At 40.7% G+C, this 10,725-nt stretch carries 10 protein-coding genes; 8 read left to right on the top strand and 2 right to left on the bottom strand.

Translation table 11 applies throughout. The features are described 5' to 3' along the window. The first annotated feature begins 238 nt into the window (after positions 1 to 238). The 3 genes from GNE10_RS25160 (at position 239) to GNE10_RS25170 (ending at position 3,202) form a co-directional block, all read left to right on the top strand. Positions 239 to 1,294 (top strand): 30S ribosomal protein S1, encoded by a 1,056-nt coding sequence (locus GNE10_RS25160; RefSeq protein ID WP_185567657.1) that lies wholly within the window; start codon positions 239 to 241, stop codon positions 1,292 to 1,294. Positions 1,295 to 1,645: 351 nt separating this feature from the next. After that, complete coding sequence (locus tag GNE10_RS25165) at positions 1,646 to 2,380, top strand: HAD family hydrolase (RefSeq protein ID WP_099070790.1); 735 nt, start codon at positions 1,646 to 1,648, stop codon at positions 2,378 to 2,380. Positions 2,381 to 2,611: 231 nt separating this feature from the next. Beyond that, positions 2,612 to 3,202 carry a Uma2 family endonuclease gene (locus GNE10_RS25170; protein ID WP_185567659.1) on the top strand — a complete coding sequence of 197 codons (591 nt, stop codon included), beginning with the start codon at positions 2,612 to 2,614 and terminating at the stop codon, positions 3,200 to 3,202. A 365-nt stretch (positions 3,203 to 3,567) separates the two neighbouring features. Here GNE10_RS25170 and GNE10_RS25175 read toward each other — a convergent pair whose 3' ends face one another. Then, a complete protein-coding gene (locus GNE10_RS25175; RefSeq protein WP_099070792.1) occupies positions 3,568 to 4,584 on the bottom strand; it encodes a sulfate/molybdate ABC transporter ATP-binding protein in 1,017 nt (338 codons plus the stop codon). Positions 4,585 to 4,899: 315 nt separating this feature from the next. On the opposite strand from GNE10_RS25175, the gene GNE10_RS25180 reads away from it, so the two are divergent. From GNE10_RS25180 to GNE10_RS25200, 5 genes are all read left to right on the top strand, one after another. Next, positions 4,900 to 5,301 carry a hypothetical protein gene (locus GNE10_RS25180; RefSeq protein ID WP_185567661.1) on the top strand — a complete coding sequence of 134 codons (402 nt, stop codon included), beginning with the start codon at positions 4,900 to 4,902 and terminating at the stop codon, positions 5,299 to 5,301. A 105-nt stretch (positions 5,302 to 5,406) separates the two neighbouring features. Continuing rightward, complete coding sequence (locus tag GNE10_RS25185) at positions 5,407 to 6,099, top strand: hypothetical protein (protein WP_185567663.1); 693 nt, start codon at positions 5,407 to 5,409, stop codon at positions 6,097 to 6,099. Next, entirely contained in the window at positions 6,071 to 6,304 is a 234-nt protein-coding gene (locus tag GNE10_RS25190) for a hypothetical protein (RefSeq protein WP_185567665.1), read from the top strand. Before GNE10_RS25185 ends, GNE10_RS25190 begins: the two co-directional genes overlap by 29 nt. A gap of 323 nt (positions 6,305 to 6,627) precedes the next feature. Then, positions 6,628 to 7,848, top strand: coding sequence for a geranylgeranyl reductase (gene chlP, locus GNE10_RS25195; protein ID WP_185567674.1), 1,221 nt, complete (start codon positions 6,628 to 6,630; stop codon positions 7,846 to 7,848). 467 nt (positions 7,849 to 8,315) lie between these two features. Next, a complete protein-coding gene (locus GNE10_RS25200; RefSeq protein WP_185567675.1) occupies positions 8,316 to 9,020 on the top strand; it encodes a choice-of-anchor K domain-containing protein in 705 nt (234 codons plus the stop codon). A gap of 183 nt (positions 9,021 to 9,203) precedes the next feature. Here GNE10_RS25200 and GNE10_RS25205 read toward each other — a convergent pair whose 3' ends face one another. Further along, positions 9,204 to 10,328: a site-2 protease family protein gene (locus GNE10_RS25205; protein WP_185567676.1), complete on the bottom strand. Its 1,125-nt coding sequence runs from the start codon at positions 10,326 to 10,328 to the stop codon at positions 9,204 to 9,206. Positions 10,329 to 10,725 lie beyond the last annotated feature (397 nt).

Consider the following 10,725-nt stretch of genomic DNA (forward strand, 5'->3'; position numbering starts at 1 on the left):
CCCTTTTCCCGACTTCTCTTAGAAGTCTAATCACACAGATAACCATCAATCCCCACTCCCCAATCGTTTGAATATTGTGATATAATTTCCAATCTTGGGAGTTGATATGTGTTAACACTAGCTTTTCTGCGCTAGGATGAAAAAGGATGTTAAGTGTGGACTGCCCAAAGACGGTTGCATGTACCATCGCGTTTGTGACACAACCTTTACGGAGACTAAAACCAGGAACTAAATCAGCATGGTCAATCAGAATTTAACCGCTACAGAAATTGGATTTACTCACGAAGATTTCGCTGCTCTACTTGACAAATACGACTACCATTTTAGCCCTGGAGATATTGTACCAGGAACCGTTTTCAGTATAGAGCCGCGCGGCGCTCTGATTGACATTGGTGCTAAAACAGCAGCATACATACCCATACAGGAAATGTCTATTAACCGGGTCGATGCCCCGGAAGAAGTTTTACAGTCAAATGAAACGCGGGAATTTTTCATCCTCACCGATGAAAATGAAGATGGTCAGTTAACTCTTTCCATTCGCCGTATTGAATATATGCGGGCTTGGGAACGCGTGCGCCAGCTGCAAGCAGAAGACGCTACCGTTCGTTCTGGCGTATTTGCCACAAATCGCGGTGGTGCGTTGGTAAGAATTGAGGGATTACGTGGTTTTATACCTGGTTCCCACATCAGCACCCGCAAACCTAAAGAAGAATTGGTAGGGGAAGAACTACCATTAAAATTCCTAGAGGTAGATGAAGAACGCAACCGCCTAGTTCTATCCCACCGTCGGGCGTTAGTTGAGCGCAAGATGAACCGCCTAGAAGTGGGCGAAGTAGTAATTGGTACAGTTCGCGGCATCAAACCCTACGGTGCTTTCATTGACATCGGCGGCGTTAGCGGTCTACTACACATTTCTGAGATTTCTCACGAACATATAGATACACCTCATAGTGTGTTTAATGTCAATGATGAAGTGAAAGTTATGATCATTGATTTGGATGCAGAAAGAGGTCGGATTTCTCTATCTACCAAGCAGTTAGAACCGGAACCTGGTGATATGATTAAAAACCGGGATTTGGTTTACGATAAAGCAGAAGAAATGGCTGCTAAGTATCGCGAACAACTGCTAGCTAAGCAGCAAGGTAGTACTGCTGGTTCTGGTGGAGCTGTGGAAGTTGTAGCAGAGGAAGAAATTCCACCAGCAACTGAACTCGAAGACGAGATTCCTCCAGCTATTGAAGACGAAATTCCCGCAGCAACAGAAGACGAAATTCCCGCAGCGATCGAAGAATAATAGATTTATATTCTTACTATCTTGAATTAAGAGTATCAAAGCTTTGTTAAAAGAGGGTTTTTCCCTCTTTTTTTATGTGAGGAATGGGTGAAAGTTAGGAGTTAGGAGTTAGGAGTTAGGAGGTATGAGTTAGGAGTTAGGAGTTAGGAGTTAGGAGTTAGGAGTTAGGAGGTATGAGTTATGATAGCTCATGTCTAATGTGAATTGAGAGGCAAGAAGTTTCAAATTTCAATACATGAATTTCATGCCTTGTTTGTACAATGCTATATTTTTGAATTCAGATCAATCCTAATTCCTAACTCCTACCTCCTAACTCTTAACTTTTAAATAAACTAAGTGGGGTGAAATATTTTGATCGCTATTAAATGTAGAAACGTCACTTTTTATAATGTTCAAGCGATTTTGTTTGACAAGAATGGTACTCTAGAAGACTCAGAAACGTTCTTGCGATCGCTCGCACAAAAGGCAGCGAGATTGATAGATGCTCAATTTCCCGGTATAGGGGAACCACTATTAATGGCATTTGGGGTCAATGGCAATATCCTTGACCCAGCAGGTATAGTGTCAGTGGCGAGTCGCCGGGAAACAGAAATTGCTACTGCGGCCTACATTGCTGAAACTGGAAAGGGATGGTTTGAATCTTTAAAAATAGCTCGTCAAGCTTTAGATGAAGCAGAAAAATACGTTGGACAAACTCCTTCACCTCTGTTTGTGGGCAGTTTGGAAATATTAAAATATCTACACGAAGCTGGTATCAAACTTGGTATACTCTCAGCAGCAACAAATGATGAAGTAAAACAGTTCGTAGCTCATCACCAATTAAGTGATTATATCCAGCTAGAAATGGGAGTTGATGAAGGGCCGAGTAAACCAGACCCAGTTTTATTTTTGCAAGCTTGTCAAGCTTTAGGAGTCCAACCAAGCGCTACGTTGATGGTGGGTGATTCCGTTGGTGATATGCAAATGGCGCGTGATGCCAAAGCCGCAGGCTGCATTGGAATCACTTGGGTGGGTAATTTAGATAACGTTAAAGGTGCAGATGTGGTGATTAATCAACTTGATGAAATTCAAATTTTAGAACAGTAAGAATTCAGAATTCTGAATTCAGAAGCTTTTTATAGCCAAGTTAAGGATGGTAGAATTTACGAAAAAAACTTTTCAAACTTTTATTCCTCTGTTTCCTCTGCGTTCTCTGTGCCTCGATTTATGGATGAAGTATTCTGTATTCTAACTCCTGTTAAATAAGCATACTATTATTATTTTGTCAAATTAAAAATGCTAATATACTAATTACTCTTCACAGTTGCAAAACAAGCTATGCAAAACACAGAATCGACATTGAAACTTCGCCTGTGGACAGTTGAAGAATACCACCGGATGGCTGAGGCTGGGATTTTTGGTGCAGATGAACGCGTGGAACTTCTGGAAGGAAAAATAATTTGGATGATTGCGAAAGGAACAGCTCATCGGTCAGCAGTGAATAGAACAGATAGATTGCTGCAAAATAGTTTAAGGAATCGGGCTTTTATATGTGTTCAAGACCCAGTAAAGTTAAATGAACGTTCTGAACCAGAACCGGATATTGCTGTAGTGAAAGTAGATCCCCTAGACTACGCAGACCATCATCCCACCCCAAAAGAAGTTTATCTAATTATTGAAGTAGCAGATAGCAGTCTGAAATTAGACTGTGAAACTAAAGCTAAAGCATATTCTCAAGCGGGAATTATAGATTATTGGGTGTTAGATGTGGTTAGCCGTCAATTGCGCGTTTTTCGAGAACCAACTCAAGATGGCTATCAAAGTGAAGTGACTTTAGAAGAAAATGCGACTATTTCACCCCTAGAATTTCCAGATTTAAGTATTACAGTTTTGGAAATGTTACCCCCTATTATTAGACTTCTTGCATAAGTCGGGAAAAGGGCAAAGGGGAAAGGTTTCAAATACATCCAAATCCCCTTACCCCTTAACCTTTTCCCAGACCACAAGGGAAGTTCATACTGATTATCAGAATCGTATTGCCAGAATAACCGTGAAATTCAGCTATTAGCCTGGGATTTTGAGCGTTATGGCAGTTGAAACTGTTCGTAATATTATGTCCGCCTAATCACTTATCAAAAAAATACTCCGCGTAAGAGCGTCCCCACTTCGCCGCGTCAGTCCTAATGATAAGTCTTCAACCGGACATGATATAAAATCCCAACACCAAGAGACTTTCGCAAGCCTGTTGCCTATTGCCTATTTCCTATTGACTGCTATAACAAACTGGCGAAATTCTAAATTGAATAAGACACTGGAAAGGACTTGGCATCCTTTGGCTTTACATATACCCGCTGTTTTGGCTCTAACTGTAATTGATTATAGCGATCGCGTGTTAAATGCGCCGTCACTACTTGCCCGTCATCGCAAGTTAATTCTACCTGAATTTCCCAACCCAAATGTATCAAGCGACTTACTATAGCAGGTGTAGTAGCACCGTTAGCAGTGGTTTCTAAAATCACGTCTTGGGGACGCAAAAATACTTGGGGATGGAGTGTATCAAATCCACTACTTTGAAAAATCCTGGAATTGCTAGGCAATACGTTGACCGGGCCGATGAAGCTCATTACAAATGCAGTGGCAGGATTATCATAAATTTCTGCTGGTGTTCCCACCTGTTCCACTCGCCCTTTATTCATCACCACAACTTCATCGGAGACTTCCATTGCTTCCTCTTGGTCGTGGGTCACAAAAACCGTGGTAACGTGTACTTCATCGTGGAGGTTGCGTAACCACGCCCGTAAATCTTTGCGGACTTTAGCGTCAAGTGCGCCGAAGGGTTCATCCAGTAATAAAACTTCCGGTTCTACAGCCAGTGACCTAGCTAAGGCTACCCGTTGTCTTTGACCCCCAGACAGTTGTGATGGATAGCGATCGCCTAATCCAGTTAATTGTACTAATTCTAGTAACTGTTCTACACGCCCTTTAATCTTCTTCGGGTTGGCTTTGCGAATTTCTAAACCAAAAGCAATATTCTGCCTCACAGTCAAATGCTTGAATAAAGCATAATGCTGAAAAACAAATCCAATATTTCGCTCTTGCACAGTTTGATATGTCGCATCCTTGCCGGTTAGCAGGATTTTCCCACTATCTGGCATTTCTAAACCTGCTATTAACCGCAACAGAGTAGATTTACCAGATCCCGATGGCCCAAGCAACGCAACTAGCGAACCACTCTTAATTTCCAAACTGACTTGATCTACTGCCTTGAAACTCCCGAATTGTTTGGAGACGTTCTCAACTACAATGCCCACTGCCGCTGTACCTCTGCAACTAAATCTACAGTTCCTTGCTAGGGTTACTGTGTCTTACATATACCATACATAATTATTTTTGGATGAATAAGATTTAGCTCTGATAAGTCCTGGTGCAATCGAGAAAACTAAACTCAGTAGCACACCTACCATGATCCAATCCCTAAAAGGCGATGTGATGAAAGCACTTACTATTGACTGTTGACGGTTAACGCTCTCAAAAGCGTTTCTCATCTTTAGAAGGAATGGGTTTAAAAGACATGTTTTGATTAAATTAGGATATTAAAGGATATCAAACTGTGAGGAGCCTGGGGATTGAAAAAGTTCCCTAACCTGTTTCCCAAAGATTTGCCAAGAACCATCCAAAGATCGCGGCTTGTTTTCAAGCAAGGAAAGTGGCGAGAGGTAAGATCGAAAGGAGAAGAACGCACTGCATCAGGAGTCTATAATTTTGTTGTTACTTTAGAAGGAATAGTGTTCATTCATAGAGTTAGTACGACGGTTGGAGATAAACGAATTGGTCATATAGATTTAGCAATGGGAAGGGATGTAAAATACGCTGGTCAAATCTACTTTTCAGGACGCAATAACAGAGGCATTCTTCGTAAGTGGACTAACGAGTCAGGACATTATCAGCCTTCTCCTGAGTTTATGAACAATGCAGGCTTACCCGAAGAATTTTTTGAGGCTGGTAGCTTTAAAAGCTTGAAATCGTGATTAAGACACAATAGTCTATGCAAGGATAAATAAAACATTGCAAGTGACATCAGCATTTACTTAAGTCGGATCGAAAACGTCATCAAATATCAATCTACAAAAAATATGACTAACCGATTTATGACTGATATAAATTTTGAAGATTATAAGGCTTTACAACGGAGGCTGATGAGTTTAGGGGAAGAAGCTCAGTTCGATGAGATAAACGCCATTTTAGCTCGAAATTTTGTCATAGGTCTCAAGTTAGCTAATGCCGTACTCAAGAACAAAAGATACTTTGAGCTTTTGTTTGACCAAGGACTAGAGAAAGCAAATGCTAGTGACATAGAACTTTGGCTAAAGTATTTACTCCCACGTCTTGGCTTCCGTCGAGTTATAGCTATCCTTTCTCACAAATTATCAGAAAACCCTGAGTCAGTAAATAAAGCTTCATATTGGTTGCCTAAGTTTCTACCAAAAGATAATAAGCAAGCTGTAATTTTGCTCAGAGAGCTTTTAAAAAAGCAAAAGCAGCTAGAGAGTGAAAATGACAAAGCTGTTAGACCTTTAGCAGAAGTTGATGATTTAATTTTTAGAATTAAAAGTACAGGTGAATATGCAGTTTTTGGCGGACATCTATTGGATAGTAAAGGTTCTAAAATCAGGGCTAAAATTCTGAATCCAAATCCCAAAGACTTATATCTAACAGGTGGAGATAGACTAGTATCGCTGAGTGAAATAGAGATTATTGACCCGATTAGGGAAAGATTGTTTGAATCAGGAGAAACGAATGTTAGGTGGAGAGTACAAAGCTATTAGTCCTTCTGGGCAAGTTTACAAGTTGATTTTGAAAATCAAGGCTACAGGTGAATATGCAGTTTTTGGTGGATATCAATTAGGTAGTCAAGGTTCTAAAATAATTGTTGAAATTCTCAATTCAGAAGACTTGTATCCAACTGGTGGAATTAGGGAAGTATCACCTAGCGAAATAGAGATTCTTGACCCACAACCTTACAACGATTAGCATTAGTCCGGTTGTTTTACTTATCGCTTTTAGGTCAGGAACTTCAAAAATAAATATTCCAGCGTTTGCAGCCAATAGTCTACAAGTGCGTTGATCAGTTCTGGCGATTTTAAGCAACTGTTGTTCATCATTGAGCAACTTCAAACGGCTGTTTTGATTTTTTGGAGTTCCCTAAAGCAAATTTTGGATTAACAATTTCGCTTTTTGTATCAAAAAGTTAAGGAATATTGCATTTCAGTCAAAACCTGGAGGTAAAGCGGCAAATCAGCCGAAAGACCGTGGTAGTATGCTCTCGGTAAATGTGAAGATTGGGAGAAAGACCTTTGACACTACGGGTTGCTGTTATTGGGTCAGGCCCTGCTGGTTCTTCTGCCGCCCAAACATTGGCTTCATCTGGGATTGAAACCTACCTGTTTGAGCGGAAGCTAGACAATGCAAAGCCTTGTGGGGGCGCTATTCCCCTGTGTATGGTGGATGAATTTGACTTACCACCAGAGATTATCGATCGCCGCGTGCGGAAGATGAAAATGATTTCCCCTTCCAACCGCGAAGTTGATATCAATTTGGTAAATGAAGAAGAATACATAGGAATGTGCCGCCGGGAAGTCCTAGATGGCTTTTTGCGGAATCGTGCGGCAAAACTAGGTGCAAATTTAATTAATGCCACTGTTCATAAACTCGATATACCAGCAAACAATACCGAACCCTACACCATCCATTACGTTGACCATACGGAAACTGGTGCAGAAGGTGTTGCCAAAACCCTGAAAGTGGATTTGATTATTGGCGCTGATGGGGCAAATTCGCGGGTTGCCAAAGAAATGGGTGCCGGGGATTATAATTATGCGATCGCTTTCCAAGAGCGAATTCGCCTACCCGAAGACAAAATGGCATACTACAACGACCTGGCGGAAATGTATGTCGGCAATGATGTTTCCACAGACTTCTACGCTTGGGTTTTCCCCAAATATGACCACGTAGCTGTCGGTACTGGCACAATGCACGTTAACAAAGCCAGCATCAAACAGTTACAAGCTGGTATTCGCGCCCGTGCTTCTGAGAAACTAGCAGGCGGTAAAATCATCAAAGTAGAAGCCCACCCCATTCCCGAACATCCCCGTCCCCGTCGTGTTGTCGGTCGCATCGCTTTAGTGGGAGATGCTGCTGGTTACGTTACCAAGTCTTCTGGCGAAGGTATTTATTTTGCTGCTAAATCTGGGCGGATGTGTGCCGAAACCATTGTCGAGGTATCTAACAATGGAAACCGCATTCCCACAGAAGATGACCTCAAGATTTACTTGAAGCGTTGGGATAAAAAATACGGACTCACTTACAAAGTCCTGGACATTCTACAAACCGTCTTCTACCGTTCCGACGCCACCCGCGAAGCCTTTGTGGAAATGTGCGATGACCTGGATGTACAGCGGCTAACATTTGATAGCTATCTTTATAAAACCGTTGTTCCGGCTAATCCCATCACCCAATTAAAAATTACCGCCAAAACTATTGCTAGCTTACTTCGCGGTAATGCCCTTGCGCCATAAGTGAACTCCAAAAAATAAATTATTCCGGTTAAAGTGTTGACTGTTGACTGTTAACTGTGAACAGTCTTCTACGGAATATTTTTTTAGTTGGAAGTCCCTAAGTTAATTCACAAATTGAGAATTCCAAAATTAGGAGCAGAATATTCGTAATTCAAAATTATGAATTTTTTGCTCCTCTGTTATTATTAAATCTCATGCTAACTTGATATTAAATTGATAAGTGCTATTATAGTGAATTTGGTTTTTGGTTATAAGGTATGCGATGGAAATCAGAAAGTAAACAAATATTTGCAAAATCCATAAAGTAGGTTTGATAAATATAAATTACTCAACAAGATTCAAAAAAAAACATATAAACACTTCATGAAAACTACAAAAAGATATTGGCACATTTTGCGTAAATTTACTACGGTAGACTGGAGACTTACTTGAGAGCAGCTCCAGGGTGAGAATTGAAACCTAAATTTATGAAGCAAAGTTTAGTTGTTGCAACTGCCGTATCTAGTTTTTTTGTGACTGCGACCACAGCGTTCGGCTTTTCTGGTCAAGCACAAGCTTTTTCTTTTTCTGGTATTTCCAACGGTACATGGGGAGTACCAACTCCAGGAAGCCTTGATACCAACCCCACGTTTACAGGTGTGGGAACCAATACATTTACTTGGGGTGAAGCTTCTGCACCATCAACACTTCCAAATAAACTGATTTTTGATGGAAGTTCTTTTTCAGGAAACACTGACTCTGCATTTAAAATAGGGGAGTTGAAGTACTTTAACGAAACAGTACTCAAAGGCACAAGCGTGGAATTTGTACCTTTAAATCTCAATCTATCCCTCAGTTCTCCCGTGGGAATCAACCAAGCTTTTGACTTCGACTTTCGTTTGGTAAATACACCGAATATCGCAACAAACCCGCCGGAAGCAAATGCGGATTTTGTATTTCTAGACACGAACTTAAGTTACAAAACTTTCACCTTTGCAGGTGATAAATACACACTTGAACTCATCGGCTTTAATCCAGATGTTCCTCAGTTCAGTATTCAAGCACTTGAAGGAGGTACAACTACAACATCTGTTTATGCCAGAATTAAAACAATACCAGAACCTACAACAATAGTGGGTCTATCTTTGCTCGGAATATATTTGATATCTCGGAGAAAATCCTTTAATTTTTGAAATTATCTACTTTGCAATTGCCAAAAAAATTCTTTAGGGAATTGTTTTTTGTGATTTTTGTAGACTTTTTACCAAGTAAATAGTTCCTTGTGATATCAAAGTCAAAATTGCCATACAATTCACAAAAAAAGTCCCTCAGAATTTCTGAGGGAGGTTGAAGAGAGAATGTTTTTTTAAACAAGACTATGCAGGGTTAGGTTGGGTTTCGCTTTGCAACAGTCGGATAATTGCAGATTTTTCTAAGATTCCCACCAGCACACCATTTTCACGAATTACAGGAAGCACAGAGATTTTTTGTTGTTCCAGTAGTTGGATAACTTCTACTAGAGGTTGATGTGATTGGACTGTGGTTGATTCTGCAATTGGTCGCATTACTTGTTTAACTTGAGTTTCTGACCACAGTGCTGTAGGAATGGTTCGTAAATTATCAGTTGCGATCGCACCTACTAATTGTCCTTCATCATCAGTCACTAAAAACCGATGCCAATTTTGTCCGCTTACAAGCGCTTCATCAGCAAACTCTCTTAAGGTGGAATTAGCAGATACAATCGGGCTATCAGCAGTTACAGCATCTTCAGCAGTTAAACCTGTGAGTTTTTCTTGGACTCTGGCAAATTGAGCCGCATTCCCAGCATTTTGCAACAAGAAGAAACCAACTAACAAGTTCCAGAAGTTAGCAAAACTACCGAATAATAGTAGGGGAAGTATACCGGAAAGAACTGCTACCCAACCAAAGATTTGACCAACTGCACTGGCAAAAGTTACACCTTTATAAGGATTGCCTGTGATTTTCCAAACAATAGCTTTGAGGATATTACCACCATCCAAAGGCAAGCCAGGAATTAAATTGAACAGCGCTAATGCCAAATTAACAGCAGCCAAAACACCGAGAATTGCAGCTAGCGGCCCCGATACAGAGGTAGTAACACCAATTGCTGTGACGATACCGAAGAGTAGTAAGCTAACTAGTGGGCCAGCGATCGCCACCCAAAAAGCTCCACCTGGAGTTTTCGATTCTTTTTCTAAACTTGCCAAACCACCAAATATAAACAATGTGATGGATTTGACATCAATTCCCTGACGGATAGCAACAAAACTGTGTCCGAGTTCATGGGCGACGACAGAGGCGAACAACATCAGCGCTGTCATCAATCCCAATACCAAAGCTAATCCCCCAGATAATTGGGGAAATTGCGCCGCCAGTCCACTGCTATAGCTCCAAGTTACCAAACCTAGAACTAAAAACCACGATGGATGGATGTAGAAGGGAATTCCGAACAGATTACCAACGCGAATTGTGCCATTCATGTCGTTCACCTTTAATATCAACTGCGAGAGGTTTGCTTTTCTCTCGATGTCTTTAGTGTAACGAAATGTTAAGACGTTTTAATCTTTGCAATAGTAGTGTTGTCCGTCCGTAAAGGTGCGGTTATTAGGAATATCAGTATTATCATTGCGATGGAAACGCAGTGTAGGGAAGCAAGTTAGTGCGATATCGCTTGTAATGAGTAAATTACGTTATTTTTGCGTAACTCCTGGATTCCCTCATACTTAAAATTTTTCAAATGCACTGTAGCAAGCGCAAAAACATCACTCCCATCAGTCCTGCAATTGTTACTGTCGAATTAATCACAGAATTGGTATATAGCAGTCGAACCATAGTTTATACCAATTTGAAAAAATAATGCAACACATAGACAAGACC

Origin of the sequence: Nostoc sp. 2RC (genome assembly GCF_014222165.1) — a bacterium.
GTDB classification, from domain to species: Bacteria; Cyanobacteriota; Cyanobacteriia; order Cyanobacteriales; family Nostocaceae; genus Nostoc; species Nostoc linckia.

What these genes read in the sequence shown, in the direction of transcription:
- GNE10_RS25190 (WP_185567665.1), top strand. Translation starts at nt 6,071, where the DNA reads ATGTTAGGTGGAGAGTACAAAGCTATTAGTCCTTCTGGGCAAGTTTAC.
- GNE10_RS25205 (WP_185567676.1), bottom strand. Translation starts at nt 10,328, where the DNA reads ATGAATGGCACAATTCGCGTTGGTAATCTGTTCGGAATTCCCTTCTAC.
- GNE10_RS25185 (WP_185567663.1), top strand. Translation starts at nt 5,407, where the DNA reads ATGACTAACCGATTTATGACTGATATAAATTTTGAAGATTATAAGGCT.
- GNE10_RS25170 (WP_185567659.1), top strand. Translation starts at nt 2,612, where the DNA reads ATGCAAAACACAGAATCGACATTGAAACTTCGCCTGTGGACAGTTGAA.
- GNE10_RS25160 (WP_185567657.1), top strand. Translation starts at nt 239, where the DNA reads ATGGTCAATCAGAATTTAACCGCTACAGAAATTGGATTTACTCACGAA.
- GNE10_RS25200 (WP_185567675.1), top strand. Translation starts at nt 8,316, where the DNA reads ATGAAGCAAAGTTTAGTTGTTGCAACTGCCGTATCTAGTTTTTTTGTG.